This window comes from Plantibacter flavus (genome assembly GCF_002024505.1).
Lineage (GTDB): Bacteria > Actinomycetota > Actinomycetes > Actinomycetales > Microbacteriaceae > Plantibacter > Plantibacter flavus_A.
Window position 1 is genome coordinate 2,817,884 of record NZ_CP019402.1, and the last position, 24,357, is coordinate 2,842,240.

Annotated in this window: 18 protein-coding genes; 9 read left to right on the forward strand and 9 right to left on the reverse strand. The window is 70.4% G+C overall.

Going from position 1 to position 24,357, the window contains the following annotated elements:
* Positions 1 to 2 precede the first annotated feature (2 nt).
* Entirely contained in the window at positions 3 to 869 is an 867-nt protein-coding gene (rfbA, locus tag BWO91_RS13135) for a glucose-1-phosphate thymidylyltransferase RfbA (protein ID WP_079002848.1), read from the reverse strand.
* A gap of 163 nt (positions 870 to 1,032) precedes the next feature.
* Here rfbA and BWO91_RS19690 point away from each other — a divergent pair, with 163 nt between their 5' ends.
* Both BWO91_RS19690 and BWO91_RS13140 read left to right on the forward strand, forming a co-directional pair.
* Positions 1,033 to 1,410, forward strand: coding sequence for a hypothetical protein (locus BWO91_RS19690; protein ID WP_153303462.1), 378 nt, complete (start codon positions 1,033 to 1,035; stop codon positions 1,408 to 1,410).
* Positions 1,407 to 2,951 (forward strand): glycosyltransferase, encoded by a 1,545-nt coding sequence (locus tag BWO91_RS13140; RefSeq protein WP_167620479.1) that lies wholly within the window; start codon positions 1,407 to 1,409, stop codon positions 2,949 to 2,951. The genes BWO91_RS19690 and BWO91_RS13140 overlap by 4 nt, the downstream gene beginning before the upstream one ends.
* 31 nt (positions 2,952 to 2,982) lie before the next feature.
* Here the strand turns inward: BWO91_RS13140 and BWO91_RS13145 are convergent, their stop codons facing one another.
* Positions 2,983 to 3,585, reverse strand: coding sequence for a dTDP-4-dehydrorhamnose 3,5-epimerase family protein (locus BWO91_RS13145; RefSeq protein WP_079002850.1), 603 nt, complete (start codon positions 3,583 to 3,585; stop codon positions 2,983 to 2,985).
* Positions 3,586 to 3,685: 100 nt separating this feature from the next.
* Between BWO91_RS13145 and BWO91_RS13150 the strand changes: the two genes are divergently transcribed.
* The 4 genes from BWO91_RS13150 (at position 3,686) to BWO91_RS13165 (ending at position 7,178) form a co-directional block, all read left to right on the forward strand.
* Entirely contained in the window at positions 3,686 to 4,279 is a 594-nt protein-coding gene (locus BWO91_RS13150; protein ID WP_079002851.1) for a GtrA family protein, read from the forward strand.
* The gene (rfbD, locus tag BWO91_RS13155; protein ID WP_153303463.1) at positions 4,276 to 5,127 is read left to right on the forward strand and encodes a dTDP-4-dehydrorhamnose reductase; all 852 of its coding nucleotides are present in this window, start codon (positions 4,276 to 4,278) and stop codon (positions 5,125 to 5,127) included. The genes BWO91_RS13150 and rfbD overlap by 4 nt, the downstream gene beginning before the upstream one ends.
* A complete protein-coding gene (locus tag BWO91_RS13160; RefSeq protein WP_079002852.1) occupies positions 5,124 to 6,260 on the forward strand; it encodes a glycosyltransferase family 4 protein in 1,137 nt (378 codons plus the stop codon). Before rfbD ends, BWO91_RS13160 begins: the two co-directional genes overlap by 4 nt.
* A 99-nt stretch (positions 6,261 to 6,359) precedes the next feature.
* The gene (locus BWO91_RS13165; RefSeq protein WP_079002853.1) at positions 6,360 to 7,178 is read left to right on the forward strand and encodes a class I SAM-dependent methyltransferase; all 819 of its coding nucleotides are present in this window, start codon (positions 6,360 to 6,362) and stop codon (positions 7,176 to 7,178) included.
* Positions 7,179 to 7,268: 90 nt separating this feature from the next.
* Here BWO91_RS13165 and BWO91_RS13170 read toward each other — a convergent pair whose 3' ends face one another.
* Together BWO91_RS13170 and purE are read right to left on the reverse strand one after the other, a co-directional pair.
* Complete coding sequence (locus tag BWO91_RS13170) at positions 7,269 to 8,642, reverse strand: LCP family protein (protein ID WP_240555496.1); 1,374 nt, start codon at positions 8,640 to 8,642, stop codon at positions 7,269 to 7,271.
* Entirely contained in the window at positions 8,639 to 9,160 is a 522-nt protein-coding gene (purE, locus tag BWO91_RS13175; protein WP_079003980.1) for a 5-(carboxyamino)imidazole ribonucleotide mutase, read from the reverse strand. The genes BWO91_RS13170 and purE overlap by 4 nt, the downstream gene beginning before the upstream one ends.
* Before the next feature lie 146 nt (positions 9,161 to 9,306).
* Between purE and BWO91_RS13180 the strand changes: the two genes are divergently transcribed.
* Entirely contained in the window at positions 9,307 to 10,410 is a 1,104-nt protein-coding gene (locus BWO91_RS13180) for a VIT1/CCC1 transporter family protein (protein ID WP_079002854.1), read from the forward strand.
* Between the two features lie 131 nt (positions 10,411 to 10,541).
* The gene (locus BWO91_RS13185; RefSeq protein ID WP_167620480.1) at positions 10,542 to 12,635 is read left to right on the forward strand and encodes an acyltransferase family protein; all 2,094 of its coding nucleotides are present in this window, start codon (positions 10,542 to 10,544) and stop codon (positions 12,633 to 12,635) included.
* 213 nt (positions 12,636 to 12,848) lie between these two features.
* On the opposite strand, the gene BWO91_RS13190 is transcribed toward BWO91_RS13185, so the two are convergent.
* Genes BWO91_RS13190 through mvk form a run of 5 tightly spaced genes read right to left on the reverse strand, consistent with a single transcriptional unit; the run spans position 12,849 to position 18,373 of the window.
* Positions 12,849 to 14,042 (reverse strand): hydroxymethylglutaryl-CoA synthase, encoded by a 1,194-nt coding sequence (locus BWO91_RS13190; RefSeq protein ID WP_079002856.1) that lies wholly within the window; start codon positions 14,040 to 14,042, stop codon positions 12,849 to 12,851.
* A 59-nt stretch (positions 14,043 to 14,101) separates the two neighbouring features.
* Positions 14,102 to 15,169, reverse strand: a complete 1,068-nt coding sequence (locus tag BWO91_RS13195) for a hydroxymethylglutaryl-CoA reductase (protein ID WP_079002857.1) — start codon at positions 15,167 to 15,169, stop codon at positions 14,102 to 14,104.
* Entirely contained in the window at positions 15,166 to 16,383 is a 1,218-nt protein-coding gene (locus BWO91_RS13200) for a phosphomevalonate kinase (RefSeq protein WP_079002858.1), read from the reverse strand. The genes BWO91_RS13195 and BWO91_RS13200 overlap by 4 nt, the downstream gene beginning before the upstream one ends.
* Positions 16,380 to 17,438, reverse strand: coding sequence for a diphosphomevalonate decarboxylase (gene mvaD, locus BWO91_RS13205; RefSeq protein WP_240555497.1), 1,059 nt, complete (start codon positions 17,436 to 17,438; stop codon positions 16,380 to 16,382). Before mvaD ends, BWO91_RS13200 begins: the two co-directional genes overlap by 4 nt.
* Entirely contained in the window at positions 17,435 to 18,373 is a 939-nt protein-coding gene (mvk, locus tag BWO91_RS13210) for a mevalonate kinase (RefSeq protein WP_167620481.1), read from the reverse strand. The genes mvaD and mvk overlap by 4 nt, the downstream gene beginning before the upstream one ends.
* Positions 18,374 to 18,762: 389 nt before the next feature.
* On the opposite strand from mvk, the gene BWO91_RS13215 reads away from it, so the two are divergent.
* Positions 18,763 to 24,345, forward strand: coding sequence for a glutamate synthase-related protein (locus tag BWO91_RS13215; protein WP_240555498.1), 5,583 nt, complete (start codon positions 18,763 to 18,765; stop codon positions 24,343 to 24,345).
* Positions 24,346 to 24,357: the final 12 nt, after the last annotated feature.

Sequence of the window (24,357 nt, forward strand, 5' to 3'; positions counted from 1 at the left end):
GGTCACGCCTGCGCGAGGAGCGTCTGCAGGTACCGGCCGTAGCCGCTCTTCACCAGGGGCGCGGCGAGGGCGGCGAGCCGCTCGTCGTCGATCCACCCGGCACGCCACGCGATCTCCTCGATGCAGCCGACCTTGAAGCCCTGGCGGTCCTCGATGACGCGCACGTACTCGGACGCCTGCATCATCGACTCGAAGGTGCCGGTGTCGAGCCAGGCGGTGCCGCGGTCGAGCACCTGGACCTGGAGGTCACCCTGCTCCAGGTAGCGCTCGTTGACCGTGGAGATCTCGAGCTCGCCGCGCGCGGAGGGCTCGATCGTCTTCGCGATCTCGACGATCGAGTTGTCGTAGAAGTACAGACCGGGCACGGCGTAGTTGCTCTTCGGCTGCGCGGGCTTCTCCTCGATGGAGAGGGCCTTGAAGTCGTCGTCGAACTCCACGACGCCGTAGGCCTTCGGGTCTGCAACCTGGTAGGCGAAGATCAGCGCGCCGTCGATGTCGTTGTGACTGCGGAGGGCCGAACCGAGGCCGGTGCCGTGGAAGATGTTGTCGCCGAGGACGAGGGCGACGCTCTCGTCGCCGATGAACTCCTCACCGATGATGAACGCCTGCGCCAGACCGTCGGGCGAGGGCTGCACGGCGTACTCGAGCCGGATGCCGAGATCGTCACCGTTGCCGAGGAGGGCTCGGAACTGCTCGTTGTACTCGGGCGTGGTGATGATGAGGATCTCCTTGATCCCCGCCATCATGAGCGTCGACAGGGGGTAGTAGATCATCGGCTTGTCGTAGATCGGCATGAGCTGCTTCGAGATGCCCTTGGTGATCGGCCAGAGCCGCGTGCCGGATCCACCGGCGAGAATGATGCCGCGCATCGGTCACTTTCCTCTGATGTCGTCGCCGAAACGGTGTCGGCTGGTCGGACGGCGCTGCGCTGTCCAGCTCGCTGGGTGCCGTCTGTTCCTGAATGATCGCCGACGGACCGGTCGTATCGGTCCGATAGCCTGTCAACCGTAGCAAAGACAAAAGGAGAACACCGTGAGCGACAGCGCTTCGGCACCAGTGGCCGAGACGAACGACGTGCGTGGACTGCGCGCCGAGATCCTGAGATTGCGCGATGCGCTCGCCGGGGCGACCGCTGAGGCGGAACACGCTCAGCAACGACTGGCGGCCTCCAAGCTCGACCTGGACGGACTGCCACTCGCGCAGGAGAACCTCCGGCTCCGGGACGAGCTCGCGCAGGCGAGGGTCGGTCAGCACTACTTCGAATCGCTCTACCTCCGCATCTCGGCTGAGCGTGAACGCGACCACGAGCGACTCGTGGGCGAGTTCACCGGGTCACGGACGTGGCGCATCGGCGCAGCAGTGATGAGCCCGCTCAGCGTCGTGAAGCGTCTCCGCGGAGGCCGCTCGTGACCGCAGGCCCGACGGCATCCGAGGCTGGACCGCAGTTCTCCATCGTCGTTCCCCTGTACAACACGACACCGTTCCTCCTGCAGGAGATGGTCGCCTCCGTGCAGCTGCAGACCTACACCGACTGGGAACTGGTGCTGGTCGACGACGCGTCACCCGACCCGCGGACGCTCGAGACGGCTCGCGCGTGTTCCGCCTCCGACGACCGGATCGTCCTCGTCGAACTCCCGGACAACCGGAACATCTCCGAGGCGTCGAACGCCGGCATCGATGCGAGCCGAGGCGTGTTCGTCGCGCTCCTGGATCACGACGACACCCTCGACCCGCGCGCGCTCGATCTGGTGAACCGGGCGATCCAGCAGGGCGTCGACGTCGACTACGTCTACACCGACCAGGACGTGATGACCGACAAGGGCCATTACCGCATCCCGTTCGCGAAGCCGGAATGGTCTCCCGAGCGTCTGCTCGGTCAGATGTTCACGTCGCACCTGTCCGTGTTCCGCACCTCCCTCCTCCGCGAGGTCGGTCCCTTCAACACGGATTACAACGGCTCCCAGGACCACGACCTCGTGCTGCGGTTCACCGAGCGGGCTCGGGGTATCGTCCATGTCCCCGAGGTGCTCTACCACTGGCGTGCCGTTCCCGGCTCCACGGCGCTGAACGGTTCTGAGAAGAGCTACGCCTGGGACGCCGGCCTCGCGGCTGTGACCGCCGCCGTCGAACGTCGCGGCATCGAGGCCGACGTCGCCTTCGGCCCCAATTTCGGAACGTACGCCGTGCGGCACCGACTCCGCCCTGACCGGACGATCTCGATCCTGGTCGCCGCCGACGCGCAGCGTCCGCGCCTCGACGAGCTCCTCGCCGAGCTCGACGCCTCGGATGCGGCCGGACAGGTCGTCGAGGTCATCGTCGCCCTGCCGGAAGGCCGGACGCCCCCCGAGGTCGCCCGTCCTCCAGGACGCTTCCCGGTCTCGTTCGTCCGCACGACCGCGTCGGAGCGGACCCGGCTGTTGCACGAGGCGTCCGTCGAAGCGCGTGGTGACCTGCTCGTCCTGTTGAGCGAATCCCTGTCGCAGCTCGGGCCCGACACCGTCTCGCGACTCGCCGGTGCCCTCGGCGAGCCCGACGTCGCCTTCGTCGGGGGACGCATCGTGTTCGCCGACGGCACGGTGAAGCACGCCGGCTATCGCAAGTCGCAGACCCATCTGCGCGATGCCTTCCGCGGCTGGCCCGCCGGAACGGACAGCACCTACGGCGCGCTCACGGTGAACCGCGAGGTCAGCGCGATCTCAGCGGAGTTCGCGGTGATCGAGCGGACCGTCTTCGAATCCGTCGGCGGGTTCAACGCCGAGCTCGACGAGTACTGCGCCGAACTCGACCTGGCCGCCAAGGTGTGGGCTCAGGGCAGCAGGGTCCTCACCCTCTGCGAACCGGTCGTCACGTCGCTCGACCACTCGATCGCCGCAGACGAACTGCCGAAGCGTCAGCGGAAGGTGATCTCACGCAGGTGGGGTTGGAAGGGCGTCGACCGCTTCACGCCGTGAGGCCTGCAGGCAGGCCTCACGGCGCGGGGCGTCAGCCCCGGAGCGTCTGGTAGAAGGCGCGGGCGTCGTCCCAGGTCGGCAGGAGGCCGGCGGCGGCCGCCTCGTCGAGGCCGGGGGCCTCGGTGTCCTTCGGTGAGAGCAGCGGGGTGCCTGCCTCCGGAGGAATGACGAGACCGACCCGCTCGTCGAGCGGGTTGATGCCGTGCTCACGGTCGGGACGGTAGACGTCGGTCACGAGGTAGCTGACGGTGGCGTCGTCGGTGAGCGCCACGAAGCAGTGACCGAGGCCCTCGGAGATGAAGATGGCCTTGCGGTCGGTGTCGTCGAGCAGCACCGAGTCCCACTGGCCGAAGGTCGGTGAGCCCACGCGGATGTCGATGACGTAGTCGAGGACGGCGCCGCGCGTGGCCGTGACGTACTTCGCCTGGCCGATCGGAATGTCCGCGAAGTGGATGCCGCGCACCGAGCCACGCTTCGACACCGAGGTGTTCGACTGAGCGAGCTTGATGGACCGGCCGGAGGCCTCTTCGAGCTTGTCGAAGCGGTACCACTCGAGGAAGACACCTCGGTCGTCGCCGAACTGCTTCGGCGTGATCTCATAGCTGTCGGGGACGTTCAGTTCGCGGATCTGCACCCGGGGAGTCTACCAAGACGATGCCCTGCGGAGGGATGCCGTGGTCCGGTTGCCGGTCGCCTCAGGCATAATCGAGTGTCCGCGCACAGAACGGCCCGCCATGATCCCCCTGCTCCGCCGCCTCTGGGACGGCGTCGCCGCGTACGCGGTGAAGTTCGGCGTCGTCGGACTCATCGGCTTCGGCCTCGACGTCCTCGTGTTCAACCTGCTGCGGGTCGGCGTCTTCGGGCATGACCACCTCGCCCAGTCTCCCATCGGCGCCAAGGTCATCAGCGTCTCGGTCGCGATCGTCTTCAATTGGATCGGCAACCGGTACTGGACCTTCCGCGAGCACCGCCGGAAGAACTTCATCCTGGAGCTCGGCGAATACGTGATCGTCTCCCTGGGCGGGATGGCCATCGCGGTCGGGTGCCTCTCCATGAGCCACTACGTGCTCGGCTTCACCTCGCTGCTCGCCGACAACATCGCGTCGAACGTCATCGGACTGGGCCTCGGAACCCTCTTCCGCTTCTTCCTCTACCGGTTCTGGGTGTACGGGCACCACCGGGCGGACGGCCTGGCCAACCTCGCCCGTGTGGAGGAGGCCCAGCGGACCCTGTTCGAGGAGCCGCCGGCCGACGCCGCCCGGTCAGCGACCTCCCCGACCGAGCCGGGTACGATGAACGGGCCACTCCCGAGAGGACCCCTATCTTGACGTACCTGATCACCGGCGCTTCCGGCATGCTCGGCCACGACCTGCAGGAGGCCCTGACGGGTCGCGAGGTCACCTCCCTCGGTCGCGCCGAGCTGGACGTGACCGACCTCGAGGCCGTCCGCGCCGCTGTCGCGGGTCACACCGCCGTCATCAACGCCGCCGCCTATACGAAGGTCGACGACGCCGAATCGCATGAGGCCGACGCAGCCGCCGTGAACGCTGTCGGCGCCCGCAACCTCGCGGTCGCCGCCCGGGAGGCCGGCGCGAAGCTCGTCCAAGTGTCCACCGACTACGTCTTCGACGGCTCCGCCACCTCGCCGTACCAGGAGGACCACCCGCTGGCCCCGATCAGCGCCTACGGCCGGACGAAAGCCGACGGGGAACGAGCCGTCCTCGCCGAGCACCCGAACGGCGGCTACATCGTCCGGACGGCCTGGCTGTACGGCAAGAACGGACCGAACTTCGCCGCGACCATGGCGAAGCTGGCTGCGAACGGCGTCGACCCGGCCGTCGTCACCGATCAGCTGGGGCAGCCCACATGGACCGCCGACCTCGCTGCGCAGATCGTCGCGCTGCTCGACGCCGACGCACCCGCCGGTATCTACCACGGCACCAACGCCGGGCAGGCCTCCTGGTACGAGTTCGCCCAGGCGGTCTTCACGGCGGTCGGCGCGGATCCGGCACGGGTCTCCCCCACCGACAGCTCGGCCTTCGTCCGCCCCGCCCCGCGCCCCGCCTACTCGGTGCTCGGTCACGACGCCTGGTCCACCGCCGGTCTCGCCCCGATGCGTGACTGGCGGGAGGCCTTCGAGGCAGCGACGCAGCACGGCGTCGTCACGGCGCCGTGACCACCCTGCGCGTCGTCGTCGACCAGATCGTCGCGCCGGTCGCCGGTGGCGTCGGTCGATACTCCGAGGAACTCACCCGGGAACTCATCGCGAGCGCCCCGGCGGGATGCGACGTCGAGGGCATCGTCTCGGCGGTGCCGAAGGAGAAGATCGACCTCCTGGAGTCCAAGCTCCCCGGACTGGCGGCGCTGCATCGCACCACGCTGCCGCGTCGCGAGCTCAGTGCCGCCTGGCAGCTCGGCATCGTCGCACCCGGGACGGCGAACGGCATGGTGCACGCCCCGGGGCTCCTCGCCCCACTCAACCGCCACGATCGCATCAACGACGGCAACCAGATCGTCGTCACCATCCACGACACGCTCGCCTGGTCGCACCCCTCGTCACTGACGCCGATGTCGGTGGCCTGGCAGAAGGCGATGGTCAAGCGGGCGCGGAAGCACGCGGACGCCATCGTCGTCCCGACGCATGCGGTCGCCGACGAACTGCGCGACATCGTCGATCTCGGCGATCGTGTCCGGGTCATCGGCGGCGCGGCCGCGACGACACTCACCATCCCCACCGACGCAGACGGGCGCGCACGGACGCTCGACCTCCCGTCCGAATACCTCGTGTCGGTCGGTTCGCTCGACCCCCGCCGCGGGATCACGGAGCTCATCACCGGCCTCGGCCGCCCCGGCGCCCCCGACCTCCCGCTGCTCATCGTCGGCACCGACAGCTGGGGCGACGTCACCCTCGCCCAGGTGGCCGATGAAGCCGGCCTGCCGGAGGGGCGGGTGCGTGCACTCGGATTCCTCGACGACGCCGACCTCGCCGTCGTCCTCGACCGCGCGACCGCCTTCGTCTACCCGAGTCTCGCCGAAGGGTTCGGGCTCCCGCTCGTCGAGGCGTTCCGCTTCGGCACGCCCGTCATCCACTCCGACGTGCCGGCGCTCGTCGAGGTCGGCGGTGGAGCCGGCGTCGTGGTCGAGTCCGGAGCCAAGGGGTACGCCGATCGTCTCATCGCCACCATCAACGACGTCATCGGCGACAGCGAACGCCTCTCCCGCCTGCGCATCCTCGGCATGGACCGCGAGCAGGCCTTCAGCTGGCGCGATTCCGCAGAACGCGTCTGGCAGCTGCACGCGGAGATCTGAGCCGGCCGGAATGCTGACGATCGGCGTCGATCCACACCGCTGAACCCGCCCGTTCGTAACGTGGGCGGACGAGCGATCCGACACTCGTAGGGTTGATTGGTGACCTCATCGACCGCTCGCGAGCGCTACACGCTCGGCCACCACCCCAGTGTCCTGCGCACCCATTCCTGGCGCACCGCCGAGAACTCCGCAGCGCACCTGCTCCCCCATCTGCACGCAGGCCTCCAGGTCCTGGACCTCGGCAGCGGGCCGGGCACGATCACGCTCGACCTCGCCCGCCTCGTGGCGCCCGGCAGCGTCATCGGCGTCGACGCCTCGGACGAGGTCACGGCCGACGCCCGAGCCCGCGCGGCCGCCGCCGGCATCGGCAACGTGAGCTTCACCGTCGGTGACGCCTACGCACTCGACCTCGCCGACGACAGCGTCGACGTCGCGCACGTCCACCAGCTCCTCCAGCATGTGGCCGACCCGGTCGCCGTGATCCGCGAACTGCGGCGGGTGGTCCGACCGGGCGGCGTCATCGCCCTGCGCGAGATCGTCTACGGCGGAGCGGTCTGGTACCCGCTGTCCCCCGGACTCAGCCGCTGGATGGAGGTCTACCAGGAGCTCGCCAGGGCGAACGGCGGTGAACCGGATGCCGGGAGCAGGCTCAAGTCCTGGGCGATGGAAGCCGGGCTCGCGGACATCCGGAGCAGCGCGAGTGTCTGGTCGTTCGAGACTCCGGAGGACAGGGAGTGGTGGGGAGGCGCGTGGTCCGAGCGGGCGCGAACCTCCAGTTTCGCCACCCAGGCGCTCGAGACCGGGATCGCGGACGACGCCGACCTCGCGCTGATCTCGACAGCGTGGCGGGACTGGGTCGACGCGGACAACGGATGGTTCGCCGTCCCGCACGGTGAGATCATCGCGACCGTGCGCTGAGCCCTTCGACAGGCTCAGGGACCGATAAAGCGGCGCAGGGACCGCCCTTCAACAGGCTCAGGGACCGGGAAGCCGCCTCAGGGACCGGGCTCAGCCGGCGTCGGGCTCCGGGCTCGGCGACGGCGGGAACAGCTGATCCTGCACCATCTGGTGGATGAGCGAGTAGTCGGGCTCTTCCGGATCGATCGTCGGCGGGACGAACTGCAGGGAGTTGATCGGCAGCTCGCGCGTCTTGAGCGCGAGGTTCACGAAGTAGCCGAGCATGCCCTGCGGCACATCGGTCTTGACGACGTCGCCGCCCGCGGCTGCCACGTCCTGGAAGCGCGCCAGGACGTTCGCCGGGTTGAACTGTTTGAGCATCGCCGTCTGCAGGATGTGCTGGCGCTCCATGCGGTCGTAGTCGCTCGTCGAGTGCCGCGACCTGGCGTACATGAGCGCCGTCCAGCCGTCCATGTGCTGCTGACCGGGCTCGATCCACGCCGTGACGTTCTCGAGGTCGGCGTCGCCGTCCATCGGGAGCCGCTCCTTGACGTCGATGTCGACTCCACCGAGCGTGTCGATCAGCGTTGCGAAGCCGTACATGTCGATGAGGACGTACCACTGGATGTGCAGCCCGGTGATGCCCTCTGCGGCCTGCTTCATCGCCTCGATGCCGGGCTCACTCGCCTCGGACGTCGCCTTGGGGAACAGTTCGGGGTTCTTCAGCTCGATCTCGGTGTAGATCGAGTTGAGCTGACAGACGTCGACATCGCAGGAGTCGTCGTAGCCGTCCGGGTACAGGGACGCCATCTCGCTGCCCGCGGGGAACGGGACGTCGACGAGGTCGCGCGGCATGGACATCGTCGTCGCCTGCCCGGTCTCGGCGTTGATGCTGACGACCGACATGCTGTCCGGCCGCATGCCGTCGCGGTCGGGGCCGGCGTCGCCACCGAGCAGCAGGATGTTGTAGTAGCCGTCGACCGGCGGCTCCGAGGGACCCGTGTTGCCGAAGATGGAGGAGATCGAGCCGCGCGTGGCACCGGCGACGACCGCTCCGTACCCGGCGCCACCGGCGACCAGGACCATGGCGAGGGTCGTGAACAGTGCGACGCCGAGCCTGGCGTTCGGTGAGGCCTTCACGAGGCGGACGAGCCGCAGGGTGTCGAGCGTCAGCACGACCCATAGGATCGCGTAGGCGACGAGGAGGACCTGGGCGACGGTCAGCGCGATCGGGTTCGTCGCGAGGGTGAAGAGCACCTCGCGGGCGAGGAACATCGTGGCGATGCCGACGACGACGAGCAGCCACAGGAAGAGGGTGAACCCGAGGCCGAACCGGCCGAGCTTCCGGTTCCCGGCGAGCACCTGTGCGGAGCCGGGGATCAGGAGGTTGAGGACGACGAGCCACCAGGCACGCTTCGTCATCACCTCGCGTGAACGGGTGTCGGGATACCGCATCGGCTTCGCGGCGGTGGCTGCACTCGTCATAGCTGCGCTTTGAGGTTCCGGTTCTTCTCCTCGACCGAGTCGGCGAGGGCTTCGGCGTAGGCGACGAGCGCCTGGTGCAGGGCGTCGTCGGCCGTGGCGAGGATCTTGACGGCGATCAGTGCGGCGTTCTTCGCGCCGCCGATGGACACGGTCGCGACCGGCACCCCCGCGGGCATCTGCACGATCGACAGGAGCGAGTCGAGACCGTCGAGGCGGGAGAGCGGCACCGGGACGCCGACGACCGGCAGGGTCGTCACGGAGGCGAGCATCCCAGGAAGGTGCGCCGCGCCGCCGGCTCCGGCGATGACGACCTTCACGCCACGGCCATGGGCGGCCTTGCCGTAGGCGATCATCTTCTCGGGCGTGCGGTGGGCCGACAGCACCTCGACCTCGAACGGCACGCCGAATTCGCGGAGCACCTGCGCCGCATCGCTCATGACGTTCCAGTCGGAGTCCGAGCCCATCACGACGCCGACGAGCGGCGGGGCGTCAAGGGACGGGGCGGAGTTCTCGGGCATGAGCACCATCGTAGATCGCGGCGGCTGAAGATCAGCTCATGACGCACCGCAGGTGGCGGACAAGCGCTCGCCGAGGCGGCCCCGGTCCGGGGACGCCTCCGGACCGCGCAGCGCCCCGATCGACCGGTGTCTGGGAGAATCGGCGGATGAGCACGTCGACCGCGGACGGATCCGCAGCACGCCATGAGCCACCGAGCCAGCGCGAGCTGCGGCGGTGGCGCGGGTACCTCGCCGACGAACGCGCCGAGGCCGCCGTCTACCGGGATCTCGCTGGCCGGCGGAGCGGAGAGGAGCGCGACATCCTGCTCGCGCTCGCCGAGGCCGAGAAACGCCACGAGTCGCACTGGATCGCCCTGCTCGGCGACGACGCCGGCAAGCCACAACGCGGTGACCTGCGGACCCGACTGCTGGGCTGGCTCGCGAGGCGGTTCGGATCCGTCTTCGTCCTGGCGCTCGTCCAGCGAGCGGAGTCGCGCTCGCCCTATGCGACCGAACGGGCGGCCACCGAGCGGATGGCCGCCGACGAGCAGATCCACGAGGAGGTCGTCCGGGGCCTGGCCGCCCGTGGACGCAACCGCCTGTCCGGAACCTTCCGGGCGGCCGTGTTCGGAGCGAACGACGGACTCGTCTCGAACCTCGCTCTCGTCATCGGCATGAGCGCCACCGGGGTCGGCAACGGCGTCGTCCTCGCCGCCGGGCTCGCGGGCCTCCTGGCGGGCGCGCTGTCGATGGGTGCCGGTGAGTACGTCTCGGTCCGGTCGCAGCGCGAGCTGCTCGAGGCGTCCAGCCCCAACCCGGCGGCCGACGACGCCCTCCCCCACCTCGACGTCGACGCGAACGAACTCGCGCTCGTCTACCGGGCCCGTGGCATGGAGGTCGGCGAGGCCGAGGCACACGCCGCGGACGTCCTGGCCCGCGTCGGTGCAGGGACCTACGAGCGCGAGGCCCGTGCGGCGATGGAGCACGAGGCCATCGGGACCGGGCTCGGAGCCGCGCTCTCGAGCTTCTGCTTCTTCGCATCGGGCGCCGTCATCCCGGTCCTGCCCTACCTGTTCGGGCTGCAGGGTGTCGCCGCACTGCTCGTCGCCGCACTCCTGGTCGGGGTGGCCCTGCTCGGAACCGGCGCCGTCGTCGGGCTCCTCTCCGGCGGTCCACCGCTCCGCCGGGCACTGCGACAACTCGCGATCGGATACGGGGCGGCCGCGGCGACCTACGTGCTCGGCCTGCTCTTCGGCGCGAACGTCGGCTGACCCGATCGTCGGCCGTCCGCCGTCGACACCCGAAGCCGAAGCGAACCGGTCATCTGCCGTCCACGAGTGCGTCACCGGCGTTCCCTACGCTGAGCCCGCCGTCCGTCGACCCGGACGGCGGAGGAGACCGCGTGAGGCAGGTGCAGGAGCGGACCGGCGCGTCTCCCCTCCTCGGAGCGGTTCCGCGCACACAACCCGACATCCAGCTGCTCCGCGCGATCGCCGTCCTGTCCGTCGTGGTCTTTCACCTGTCGTCGAGCCTCCTGCCCGGTGGGTACGTCGGCGTCGACGTGTTCTTCGTCGTCAGCGGCTATCTGATCACGAGCCACCTCGCACGCCAGGCCACCGAGACGGGCCGCATCGACCTCCCGGCGTTCTGGGCCCGCCGCATCCGGCGACTCCTGCCGGCCGCCCTGCTCGTGCTCGCCGTGACCGCCGTCCTCATCTGGCGGCTGGCTCCGCCGAGCGCCTGGACGCAGTTCTTCACCGAGACCGTGGCGAGCGCGACCTCCTGGGAGAACTGGTTCCTGGCCGGGAGCTCGGTGGACTATCTCGCACAGGGCAGCGCCGCGTCACCGGTCCAGCACTTCTGGTCGCTCTCCGTCGAAGAACAGTTCTACCTCGGCTGGCCGCTCGTCGTCGTGCTGTGCGTGTGGCTCGCCAGGCGTCGACCGTCGGACCTCCGCCGCACCCTCGGTGTGGCGCTCGGGATCATCGGTGCCGCCTCACTCCTGTGCTCGATCCTGTACACGGCGGCGGATCCGGCGCCGGCGTACTTCGCCACACCGACACGTGCCTGGGAATTCGCGGCCGGAGGGCTGCTCGCGCTCCTCGGGCCGGTCGTGGTCGTGCACCGCACCCGGTGGCGGACGGCCTCCGGCGTCCTCGGCGTCGTCCTCCTGGCGGTCGCCCTGGTCGCCTTCACCGAGCGGACGGCGTTCCCCGGGATCGCCGCCGCCCTCCCGGTGCTCGGGACGCTCCTCGTGATCGTCGGTGGATCGTCGACCCACCGGTGGTCCGTGACGACCATTGCGCGCACACGTGCGTCGCTCCTGCTCGGCGATCTCTCCTATTCGCTGTACCTGTGGCACTGGCCGCTCATCGTGGTCGCGCCGTGGGTGCTCGGCGTGCCCGTCGCGCTCGGCGATCCGCTCGGGTGGGCGGTCGCTACGGCACTCCTGGTCATCGCCGTGGTCTTCTCCGCGCTGACGAAACGGTTCGTCGAGGACCCTGTCCGACGAACCCCCGTCCTCGCGCACGCCCGCTCCGCACGAACCGTCCTGCTGGCGGGCGTGGCGACCGCACTCGTGCTCTGCATCCCGACGGCGGGGTTGCTGACCGTCGCCGCCGAGGAACGCACCCTCGCGAGCACCGTGGACACCTACGTCACGGATGGTGAGCCGTGTTTCGGTGCCGATGCGGCCGTGTCGGACTGCACCAATCCGGCGTTGGCGGATGAACTCCTGCCGCCGCTGTCGGTGCGGACCGAGGACACGGGCGACACCTTCCGGTGTTCCGCAGCCGCCGACGCGCCGGACTTCCCCGGCTGCACCTTCGGTTCGGATCGCCCGGACGCCACGCGGGTCGCGCTCACCGGGAACTCGCACGCCACGATGCTCATCCCAGGCCTTGTCGACCAGCTCGAGGCACGCAACTGGCGGCTTGACGTGTACGTCGGCAAGGGCTGCGAGTGGCGGGCACCGGGACCCGACGACTCGGCGGCCTGCGACGCCCGGCGGACGCTCATGCAGGAGGCGTTCACGGGTGGGCGGCCGTACGACATCATCCTGGTGACCTCCAAGAGTCCGGACGAGACCTCGGTGGCCGAACAGGCAGCGATCCGAGGCGCGACGCTCGCCGCGTGGGGACCGGTGCTCGAGCAGGGGACGTCGATCGTGGTGCTGCGGGACAATCCCCGCGTGCCGACCGAAGCCGCGGCCTGCGTCGACCGCGCGAGCGCCGCCGAGCTCATCGCGGGGGCGTGCGCCTTCCCCGTGGCCGAGGCGTACCCGACGTTCGACCTGAACACCGCTACGGCGGCGATGACCGACGGCGCCGTGCCGGTCGTGGATCTCGGCGAGCTGTACTGCGCCGCCGGGACCTGCCCGCTCGCCGTCGGGAACGTGCTCGTCTATCGCGATCTGCACCACATCACGGCCACCTGGTCGCGGACCCTGGGCCCGTTCCTCGTCGACCGCATCCGAGCCGCCACCGCCCGGGGGTGACCAGTCCGCGATCGGGTGGAGTGCCGGCGCGGTCCGCTGACGCGAGCGTGTCGAACCCGGCGTCGGCGCGGTGCGCTGAGGCGAGCGCGGGGGAACCGGCACGACCGCGGGGCACACGCGTGAGCGCGCCCCTCTCGAGACCCGCGCTCACGTCCCCGACCCGCGGTGACGTCAGCGCACCGCGCTGGCGACCACCCAAGACAGCCGGAGCGGTCAGGCGGAGGTGGGCTCGTACTGCCGGCGGTCGCCGACGACGCCCGCGAAACGGAACGGCGCACCCGTCTCGCGCGGACGGTCGGAGTCGTGGACGTCGGCCGACGCCGCGTCCTCGAGGAGCTGCAGGTAGCGGGCGTCGTCGACGACCGTCCGCGCATCGAGCTGCGCACGGTTCAGGTCGCTCCGCAGAGCCGAGCGGTAGCCCGGACGCACGATGCCGCTGAAACACTCCGCGACCGCACCCGATCCGTAGCTGAGGAACGCGATGCGCCGACCGGTGAGGTCGTCGTCACCGTCGAGCAGCGCGAGCAGCGCGAGGTACACGGAGGCCGTGTAGCTGTTCCCGATCCGGCGGTTGTACCCGGTCGTCGGCTCGATCTGTGCGTCCAACTCCTCCTGGGTGCGCCCTGCGCCGAGCGACTTGGCCAGGTGCCGGTGCGCCTTGATCGCCATCTTCGTGAACGGCTGGTGGTAGCAGAAGTGGTCGACCTCGGAGAAGTCCGCTCCGCCGCGTGACCGGTAGTCCGCCCAGGCCCCCTCGATGGCGTCCTGGTAGGCGGAGATGGACAGCTTGCCGTCGACGATCGCCGTCGCGCTGTGGTTCGGGCGCCAGAAGTCCATGACGTCCTGCGTGTAGACGCCGGTCGCGGTCTCGAGCTCGAGGATGGCCGGATCGGCGGCAACGAGCATGGCGACGGCCCCGGCACCCTGCGTCGGCTCGGCGTTGGAATGCAGTTCGTACCGCGCGACGTCGCTCGCGATGACGAGCACGGTCTCCTCGGGGTTCCGTGCCACGAGTGCAGCCGCGAACTGCAGCGCCGCGGTGGCCGAGTAGCAGGCCTGCTTGAGCTCGACCACGCGGACCGCCTGCGGCAGGCCGAGCAGCCGGTGCACATAGACGCCCGCTGACTTCGACTGGTCGATCCCGGACTCGGTGGCGAACAGGACGGTCCGGAGCCGGTCGCTGCCGTGCCGTTCGATGATCGGCGCTGCGGCTGCGGCGGCCATCGTCACGATGTCCTCGTCGGCGGCCGGGACGCTCATCTCGCTCTGGCCGAGACCGACGTAGTACTTGGCGGGCTCGACGCCGAAGCGCCCCGCGAGCTCGGCGAGGTCGATGCGGTTCGCACCGGTCGCGAAGGCGATGTCGTCGATGCCGACGGCGGGGCTGGTGGTCTGGTTGGTGTTCACGTGCGGAGTGCTCCGTTCGAGCGTCGACGATGCACCGGTCCCCCGGTGCGGTGGGAGGGTCAGGCGGGCGCGCCGGCCGCGGTCTGCGCGCTACGTTCGAGCTTCAGGTGGGCGGCCATGAGCTCACCGGGGTTGGTCTGCGCGGCGAGGAGTGACAGTTCGCCGCACCAGACGGCGGCAGCACACAGGACGGCGAGTCGCCGGGCGTTGGCGCCGGGTTCACGGTCCTCTCGGCACCCGAGGCGGGTGAGGTTCTCCTCGACGAAGCCGAGCCCCTTGCCGTTGCCGACCGTGCCGACGATGAGGTTCGGCAGGGTGCAGGAGAAGTAGAGGTCGCCGTCGTGGACCTCGGCGTGCGTGACGCCCTGCGAGCCCTCGACGATGTTCGCGGCGTCCTGGCCGGTCGCCAGGTAGAACGCGAGCAACATGTTGGCGTAGTGGGCGTTCGCGCTCCGCAGGCCACCGGCGAGGATCGTCCCGACGAGGTTCTTGCGCACGTTCAGCTGCACGATCTGCTCGGGCGTCGTGTGCAGGAACCGCTCGACGATCGCCCGCGGGATCGTCATCTCGGTGACGACGTTCTTGCCACGACCCAGGATGCCGTTGACCGCGGTCGCCTTCTTGTCGGAGCAGAAGTTGCCGGAGATCGAGCCGTACCGGAGCATCGGCCAACGCTCCATGATGTACGGCATGAGACGGTCCGCCGCGAGCGTGACCATGTTGTGCCCGGACGCGTCACCCGTGCGGAACTCGAGGCGCAGGAAGAGCAGGTTGCCGGCGATCTGCGAGTTGATCTCGATGAGTTCTGCGAAGTGGCTCGACTGGGCGACGACGGCCTGCAGCTCGGGGAGGCTGCGCTCGATCTCGCGGAGCGCCTGCAGGGCGTCGCCGGCGGAGTCGACCTCGAACAGCACGGAGCGGCTCATCCGCTCGTCGACGAGCGTCGCGCGGATGCCGCCGGGGACCATGGAGGAGATGCGGGCGCCCCGACGGACCGACGGCCAGAGCGGGCTCTCGTAGGTGGCGAGCGGGACCTCCTGCTCGCCCTCCATGACGTTGCCGCTCAGGTGGAGCGGACCGATCCACTTGAGTGGGACCGGTGCGACGCCGTCGGGTTCGTTGCTCATGCGTGGTGTTCCGTTCCGCCCCGGAGGACGTCGTGCTGCTCGGCGAAGGCACGAGCGTAGGTGGATCTGATGGATTCGACCGCGTCGTCGTCGGTACGGCTGATCTCCGACGGCCCCCACGGGCTGTGGGCGGCGTCGATGAGTCCGGTCGGCGGGTGCACCGTGAGCGGGAGCCGCTCGATGCCGTGCGCCGACCAGTCGTCTTCGAGGGCGGCGGTGGAGACGGACTGGCCGATGAACGCGATCCCGCAGTCGCCACCACCGGCACCGGACGACTTGGCCGCCCCGCCGAGACGCTCGGCGGCGTCGCAGAGCTGAGCAAGCGCGGCGGTCTCGATGTCGACGCCGGCGTCGCGTCCGAGACCGGCGAGCGTCGCGCGCGCGGAGCGGACGGCACCGAGCACGAGGGCCGGGTCCTCGTCGTTCAAGCCGATCGTGAGGGCGTCGACGGCGGCGCGACTGGCCCCGAGGAACGAGGTGTAGTGGGCGGTCTCCGCCCATTTGCGGGACTGCAGTTCGTCGACGAGACGCGTGGTCGAGGCGGGCTCGCCGGTCCAGCCGACGAGGAGCCGGAGCGAGGTCGGCGGTGACAGTCGCTCGAGTCCCAGCTCGGCCCAGGGGTCGCGGAGGGCGGCGAGCACCCCTTCTCGGTGGCGCACCTCGCGCAGCCGAGCCCGATCGGGTGAGGTGTAGCGGAGCCAGCCGCCGAACATGCTCGCCGCGAGGTCGCCACCGGAGGCTGCCGGCGCGACGTCGATGGTGGCGAGGATCGCGAGCTTGAGCATCTGCGTCCGGGTGAGGTCGAGCTGGTAGAACTCGTCGAGGGCGCGGATGGTGGCGGTCGTCACGGCGGCACTCGAGCCGAGGCCGAACTTCCTGCCGCTCGCGTCGTCGAGCTCGCTGGTGATGGACAGCGCGGAGAACCGCTGCGCCACGCCGAGCTCGGCGACGAGGGTCTCCATCGTGCTCACGGCGGAGAGGACGTGGTCGAGCGGGCGTTCCTCGTGCTCGACGACGACCCCGTTGCGGTTGCGACGCCAGATGATGGGCGCTCGGCCGTACTGGTCGGAGAAGATGCGGCCCTCGTGCTCGCTCGCTTCGAGTCGGACGGTGACGCACCGGTCGACCGCGACGAGGATGGAGGGGTGCCCTGGTTCGACGACGGCGTACTCGCCGGCCACGAAGAGCTTGCCGGGCGCCTTGATCTCGATCATCGCGCTCCTTCCGTTGTCTGCTCGCCCGCCGATCCGCCGGGCTCCGAGGTGATGAGCCTCGCGCCCCGTCCGGCTCTGGCGGGGATGACGCCGATGTCGGGCTGCGCCTCGAGGATCCGAGTCGCGAGCTCGTCGACCGCGTCGGCTCGACACAGGATCTTCACGTTCGGGCCGGCGTCCATCGTCGCATAGCATTCGAGGCCGTCGCCTCTGAGGTTTGCGACGAGATCGAGCAGTTCCACGCTCGCCGGTCCCCAGTACCTGACCGGCGGCTCGGCGCCGAGCATCGTGGCGTGCATCCGCATCGCGTTCCGCTCGGCGATCGTGCCCACCGCGGTGAAGTCGGCGCGGGCGATCGCGGCGAGCATCTCCTCGAGTTCGACGGGGGTGCGTTCGACCCAGGCGGGGTAGTACGGGGAGGTGTCGACCGTGCGCCGCATGCCGTCGCGACTGGAGACCGACTTGGCCCGGGCGTCGAGGACGGTGAGGACCATGCCGAGCTCGAGTCCGCGCGCGGGCACCGCCTCGGCGAAGGAGCTCTCGTCGTCGTGCCCGGCGTGCCAGACGGCGATCCCGTCGAAGATCGAGCGGGAGGCCGATCCCGAGCCACGGCGCGCCAGCCGGGAGAGGGCACGGCGATCGAGGTCGAGTCCGAACGCGGTCGATGCGGCGAGCGCCAGTGCAGCGAAGCCGGAGGCCGAGGAGGCGAGGCCGGCGCCCGTGGGGATCTCGTTGTGGGAGTCGACGGTGACGCGCTCGTCTCGGTCGGCGAGCGCGCGCACGAGGTCGATGAAGCGTGTGACGCGGGAGCGGGCGGTGCCCTCGAGGGCTCGTCCGCCGAGGAGCACGACGTCGTCGGGTGCGTCCGTCAGTCGCACCGTCGTCGTCGTGGGCGCTGCGTCGAGGGTCAGTGAGAGGCTTCCGGTCCACGGGAGGATGAGCGCCTCGTCCCGCTTGCCCCAGTACTTGACGAGGGCGATGTTGGGGTTGGCCAGCGCGGTCGCGGCGCCGTCGGCCGACGCGGTCTCGGCGTGCTGCTGTGGGGTCGGGGTCACGCGTAGTCCTCCGCGTCGATCGTCCAGGTGCCGAGTGCTCCGGCCTCGAGGAGGGCTTGCGAGATGCGTCGGGCTGACGCGGGGTCCGCGGCGAGGGTGATGATGCATCCGCCCTGCCCGCCGCCCGTGAGCTTCGCGCCGAGGGCGCCGTTCGCCGTGGCGACCTCGATGAGCGCGGTGATGGCGGGGTGGCCGGCACCGAGTTCGTCGAGGACGACCTGCGCCGTGTTCATGCGGGTCCCGAGGTCGTCGCGGCGGTCCGCGGCGAGGTCGGCGACGCCCGCCACGGTCCCGCGTTCGAGCTCGGCCAGCAGCGCCCGGCCACGCTCGGGGTGCAGCTCGACGAAGGCTCTGACGTCGGCGACCGCCTTCCGGGTCGACCCGCGCGCACCGGTGTCGGCCACGACGAAGCTGCCGCCGAAGCGGATCGGCGGATGGTCGACCCGGCCGGCGGTGAAGAGGATGGGTGTCGAGGCGCTCGTGGCCCGGGCGTCGAGACCGCTGGGCGTCCCGTGGGCGACGCGTTCGCCGCGCTGCACGAGCTCGAACCGGTCGGCGTCGTCGAGCGCCACGCCGTGCAGGTCGGCGACGGCGTCCACGATCGCGTTGGCCGCTGCGGCGCTCGAACCGAGGCCCCGTCCGATCGGCAGCGTCCCGCGGACGACGACCTCGACGCCGGCCGGGGCCGCACCGACGTGCGCGAGGGTCTCGAGGACGGTGGTCCCGAGCGGATCGGAGGCGTCGAGCGGGCCGAGCGAGATCTCGGTGTCGAGGACCGAGGCCCCGTCGATGCGCCGGGCGGTCGCCTCGACCCGGAGCGACGGGATGGGCAGGGCGACGGCTGGAGAACCGTAGACGACGGCGTGCTCGCCCAGCAGGATCGCTTTGGCGTGCGCGAAGCCGCGACCGGTCGCAGCCGTGTGCTCTGTCGTCATCTCACCATTCTGGTCCGAAAAACATGCAGCTGGCTGCACATCGGTCGTCCGGTCGCGATCCGATCCACCACGGGCCGGCTCGTGAGCCGCCCCGCAGCGCATCCGGGCGCTGCGCGATGGGCCGTCGACGGGAGCCGCCGGAGCGCTCACGGCGTGTCCCATACGTACCGGAAACACCCAGCCTACGCCGATCGGCCGGGTTCGGCTCGTTACGGTTGAGTGGGCGGGACGGCCCGGTTAGGATCGGAACACCTCCATTCATGCAGACGACGGCCGCCGCACCCAGCGCCCGCGTCGACACGGACCCAGCCTCCAGCGACGTAGATCCGGTCCCGTCATCTCACCGTCTCCGGGCCGTCCAGCGCCCGCATTCCGAGGGGTACCCCGTCGTGATCTCGTCTTCCGTTCCACCGCGCCCGCGCACCGCAGCACCATCGCCCCTGCCCGACCTCGTCGATCGCCAGACCGACAAGAGCGACTGCGGCGTCGGCTTCATCACCCGTAAGGACGGCGTGCAGAGCCACGACGTCATCGCCCTCGGCGACACCGCCCTGTGCGCCATCCCCCACCGCGGCGGCATGTCCTCCGAGGGTGTCGGCGACGGAGCGGGCGTGCAGATCGACCTCTCGGTCGACTTCTTCAGCTCCCTCGTCGGCAAACCACTCGTCGCCGGGCGGTTCGGCGTCGCGAACGTCTTCCTCCCGGTCGACCACGGTCGGATCGGCGACGCCGAGGCGCTCATCGAACGCTCGCTCGTCGAGGCCGGCTTCACCGTGCTGCTCGCCCGTGCCGTGCCGACGGTCGACGCCGTCCTGCGCCCGAAGGCCGTGCAGTACCAGCTGCCGATCCGGCAGTGGATCTTCGAGCCGTCGGACGACGCCTCCACGGAGGACCTCGACCGGCGCGCGCACGCGGCCCTGCTCGCGATCGAGGCCACCGCCTACACGGACCTCACCCTCGACGGCCTGTACCCGCTGTCGCTCAGCACGCGCACCCAGGTCCTGAAGGGACGCCTCAACTCCGGCGAGGTCATCCCCTACTTCGCCGACCTGGCCGACCCCCTGCACCGGGTGCGGACCCTCGCCTTCCACACCAGGTTCTCGACGAACACCGCTCCCCACCCGTCGATGGCGCAGCCCTTCCGCCTCATGGCGCACAACGGCGAGCTCAACACCGACCGCAAGAACCGTCTGTCCGAGACGGCGCTGGCGGCATCGCGGGGCCGGAAGATCATCCGGGCCAGGGGCCAGTCGGACAGCTCGCGCCTCGACCAGACGCTGCACAGCCGCGTCGTCGAGGACGGCCTCGAACTGCTCGAGGCGGTCGTATCGGTCATGCCCCCGGCCTGGGAGAACGATCGCACGCTGAGCCGCGAGGTTCGGGCGATGCTCGAGTACTTCTCGCTCGTCGAGGAGAAGAACGACGGCCCGGCCGCCCTCATCTTCAACGACGGCACGACCGTGGGCGCCCGGCTCGACCGCCTCGGCCTGCGCCCGCTGCGCAGCGTCGAGACGGCGGACTACCTCTGCGTCACCTCCGAGGCGGGGCAGCTGCCGTTCCCGGACGACGAGGTGGTCCACCGCGGTCGCATCGAGGCCGGCGGCATGCTCGCCTACGACCACCGCACGGGCACGCGTCTCCGAACGGGCGAGGCGCTCGAGCTCCTCGCGGCACGCAAGGACTACCCGGCGATGCTCGCCGCATCGGCCACCGACCTCGACGCGCTCGAGGACCGGGGCGTCCCGGTGTCGGCACCGACGGCCTCGGCGGACGACGCGTTCGCCTACCGCGGTGGGCTGAGCCAGGTGCAGCGCTATGTCGCCTACTCCCTCAACCAGGAGAGCTTCCGGTTCATGACGGACCCGATGCTCGCCTCGGGCAAGGAGCGGATCTCGGCGATGGGCTACGGCAACGCCATCAACGCCCTGTCCGACCAGGAGGGCGGCCTGGCGAAGTACTTCTCCCAGCGCTTCGCCCAGGTGACCAACCCGCCGCTCGACAGCATCCGTGAGGCTGACGGCATGACCCTGCGGGTCGCGCTCGGTCCGAAGCCCGGTAGCGGCACGGTCGGCACGAAGCAGCTCGTCCTCCGATCCCCCATCGTCAGCGAGGACGAACTGCGGCGCCTCAGCGCTCAACACGAGTCGCCGGTCGCGTGGTTCGACATCCTCTACCGGCCCGAGGTGGACGCGCAGGCGAACGCCGACGCGCTCGAGGCCGCCGTCGAGCGCGTGGCCGCGGAGGTCGCCGGGTTCGCCGCAGAGAACGGCGGTATCGCGATCCTCAGCGACCGCGGCGTCCACGCGGAGGGTGCCGCCCTGCCGCTCATCCTCGTCGTGGCGGCCGTCAACCAGCGACTCATCGACGACGGCCTCCGGCTCCGCGTGTCGCTCGTGGTCGACAGCGGCCAGCTGCCGTCCTCGCACCACGTCGCCTCCGCCCTCGGCTTCGGTGCGTCGGCGGTGCACCCGCTCGCGGTCCGCCTCCGCGCCGAGCAGCAGCACCCCGACGAGGTGGAAGCCGCGTTCCGACGGTTCGCGTACGCCGCCGAGAAGTCGCTCCTGAAGACCATGGGTCGGGTCGGCCTGTGCACCGTCGAGAGCTACATCGGCGGCGAGTTCTTCGAGCCGAACTACCTCGACACGAGCGACCCCGTGCTCGCGCGCGCCTTCCCGCACCTCCGCGCCCCCGTCGGCGGCGTCGGGTTCGCCGGGATCGCCCGGACGGCGAGCGCCTGGCACCAGCGCGCCCTGACGACGTCGAGCGACGCGGACGTCCCGCTCCTCGGCCTGTTCAAGGAACGCGCCGAGGGCGCCGGCCACTCCTACGGGACGACCGCGGTCCGCGGCTTCGTCGACCTCACCGAGGAGCCCGTGCAGCTGCCGCGAGCGGGCACGACCGCCGTCGACCGCGACGGCGGCACGCTCGGCGACGACCCGCTGCGCCTCCACACCATCGGGAACCTCGAGGACGCGTTCGGGATCGACGACGACGCCTACCAGCACACCTCCTTCGACGCCCTCGACGACGACGAGATCGACGCCTTCACCATCACGCCCGGCTACCGCTCCTTCGTCCAGTCGATGACCACCGAGCGGCGCCGTCGCCCGGCCGCCCTCCGCGACGTGCTCGTGCTGCCCGAGGACATCACCCGGCTGACCACCCCGGAGGAGTTCGCGCGCGAGCTCGATCGGCTCGGCCCCGTCGGCAACTCCTCGATCGTCGTCCGCGGCCTGCGCGCGACGCGGACCGAGCATGGTCGGCACCGGCTGCAGCTCACGGGACCGCTCGCGGGCGACCTCACCCGGGTCTCGGCGCTCGGCGAGTACTACGTCCACCGCTTCGGCGGCGAGGTGACGGGGCACTGGATCTCCGGTGGCGACCTCATCGTCGAGGCGACGGGGTCCGCCGACGACTACTTCTCGATGCTCGTCGAGGGTGCCGAGAGCATCTCGACCGACCTCGTCCAGCCGGCGAGCGAGATCACCCGATCCCTCGCGTCCGGGGCGATGAGCCACGGCGCGCTCGTGGCGACCGCGCACGAGGCGGTGGCCCACGGCACCAACATGGTCGGCGGGATGTCGAACAGCGGCGAGGGCGGCGAACACCTGTCCCGCTACGGGACGATCCGCGGCTCACGCATCAAGCAGTTCGCCTCCGGGCGCTTCGGCGTCTGGGCCGGCTACCTCGCCGACCCGATGCTGCAGGAACTCGAGATCAAGATCGGCCAGGGCGCCAAGCCCGGCGAGGGCGGTCAGCTCCCGGCTCCCAAGGTGACGGTGGACATCGCCGCCGCCCGGGGTGGCACGCCCGGCATCGAGCTCGTCTCGCCGCCGCCGCATCACGACACCTACTCGATCGAGGACCTCGCGCAGCTCATCCACGACTGCAAGGCGGCACGGGTCCGCGTCGTCGTCAAGCTCGTCTCCTCCGAGGGCATCGGCACGATCGCCGTCGGCGTCGCCAAGGCCGGTGCCGACGTCATCAATGTGGCCGGCAACACCGGTGGGACCGGCGCAGCCGCCGTGACGAGCCTCAAGTACGCCGGACGCAGCGCCGAGATCGGCATCGCCGAGGTCCACCAGGCCCTCAGCGCGAACGGTCTGCGGTCGAAGGTCACCCTGCGCTGCTCCGGCGCGCACCAGACCGGTCGCGACGTCGTCATCTCCGCCCTGCTCGGCGGCGACAGCTTCGAGTTCGGGACCACCGCGCTCATGATGCTCAAGTGCGTCATGGCGAAGAACTGCAACGTGAAGTGCCCGGCCGGTCTCACGACCAACCCGGAGACCTTCGACGGCGACCCACGCGCGCTCGCGCAGTACCTCCTGAACATCGCGCACGACGTCCGCGAGCGGCTCGCCATCCTCGGCCTCCGCTCGCTCCGCGAAGCCCGCGGTCGCACCGACCTCCTCCACCTCGTCGACCACCCGGCCGCCGTCGCGGACCTCGACCTGCGGGCCATGCTCGCGGTCGTCCCCGAGGTCGTCGTCACCGACCCCGTCTACCTGGAGAAGGACTTCACGCTCGACGACGCCCTCATCGAGCGGGTACGGGCAGGACTCTTCGACGACGGCCGGACGACGCTCGACCTCGGAGCCGAGGACGCCGACGGCGGGATCCGCCTCGGCAACCGCTGGCGTTCCGTGGGCGGGCAGCTCGCGATCGACCTCGAGCGCATCCTCAACCACGAGCTCGACGACGCCCAGGCGGTGGCGATCCCGTCCGTCGTCACCGACGACCGCGGCCACCGTTCGCTCGCCGCCGACACCGTGACCATCCGCACCGAGCACTCCGCGGGGCAGTCGTACGCGGCGTTCTGCGTCGACGGCCTGCACTGGCGGCACACCGGCACCTGCAACGACGGCGTCGGGAAGAGCGCCTCCGGTGGCACCATCGCGATCCTCTCCCCCGGCGGCGGCAGCTCGGAGGACGGCGGCAACGTCCTCATCGGCAACTTCGCGCTCTTCGGGGCGACCGGCGGACGCACCTTCGTCCAGGGCGAGGCCGGCGACCGCTTCGCCGTCCGCAACTCGGGCGCCACCGCGGTCGTCGAGGGCGTCGGCGATTACGCCTGCGAGTACATGACCAACGGCGCCGTGCTGAACCTCGGCGGCTTCGGTATCGGCTTCGGCAACGGGATGAGCGGTGGCTTCGTCTACCAGTACGACCCGCGGGGCGAACTGCCGAGCAAGGTCAGTGCGGACTCGCTCCTCCTCGGATCGATCACCGAGGGCGAGCAGGCCGCGTTCCACGAGGCCGCCGTACTCCTGCTGCTGGAGTGGCACGTCGAGGCGACCGGCTCGCCGCTCGCCTCCCGGTTGCTCGCCGAGTGGGACACGGCGAGGCACCAGTTCGTGTTCGGCATGCCCCGCGCGCTGCTCCTCTACCAGGACAGCGACGCGATCCTCGCGGCCAAGAGCCGGAAGGAACTCCTCGACGAGCTCGGCGCGGCCCTCGCGGCACAGCAGCTCCGCACCTTCAAGCTCGACTACCGCGACCGCCGGCCGGTCCGCGGCGGTCGTGCCCCCGGACTCGGCGAACCGGCGGCGGACCCGCAGGACGTCTACGCACTCCTCACGAGCTACACGGTGCTGAAGCTCGCCCAGGAGGTCGCGCTGTCCCGCACACCCGGCGTCGACGACCCGTCGCACCCGCTCGTGCAGGCGAGCGTGCGCACGCTCATCCTCACCGAGGACTTCTTCGTCATGCAGCGGGTGCAGCGGGCGGCTCGAGAGCTGCTCGAACGGTACGACGACGGGGCGCTCGCCGCCATGATCGCGGCGAAGCGACTCCACGACTACACGGAGGCCCTGCGGCTGCGGAACGTGCGGTCGATCGACCACCCGGGCACCACGGGGTGGATCATGCACCAGCACGCCAAGAACCGTGCCCGATCCGCAGCGACCGGTGGCGCCGAAGCACTCCTTGCATCGGCCGCTCTGGCCGAACTGACGCTGGCGGGTGGCCGATGAACGCGCCCGGCC

Coding starts and splice junctions, on each gene's coding strand:
- BWO91_RS13180 (WP_079002854.1), top strand. CDS start 9,307: ATGAGCACGTCGACCGCGGACGGATCCGCAGCACGCCATGAGCCACCG.
- rfbA (WP_079002848.1), bottom strand. CDS start 869: ATGCGCGGCATCATTCTCGCCGGTGGATCCGGCACGCGGCTCTGGCCG.
- BWO91_RS13195 (WP_079002857.1), bottom strand. CDS start 15,169: ATGAGCAACGAACCCGACGGCGTCGCACCGGTCCCACTCAAGTGGATC.
- mvk (WP_167620481.1), bottom strand. CDS start 18,373: ATGACGACAGAGCACACGGCTGCGACCGGTCGCGGCTTCGCGCACGCC.
- BWO91_RS13170 (WP_240555496.1), bottom strand. CDS start 8,642: ATGACGAGTGCAGCCACCGCCGCGAAGCCGATGCGGTATCCCGACACC.
- BWO91_RS13150 (WP_079002851.1), top strand. CDS start 3,686: ATGATCCCCCTGCTCCGCCGCCTCTGGGACGGCGTCGCCGCGTACGCG.
- BWO91_RS13200 (WP_079002858.1), bottom strand. CDS start 16,383: ATGATCGAGATCAAGGCGCCCGGCAAGCTCTTCGTGGCCGGCGAGTAC.
- purE (WP_079003980.1), bottom strand. CDS start 9,160: ATGCCCGAGAACTCCGCCCCGTCCCTTGACGCCCCGCCGCTCGTCGGC.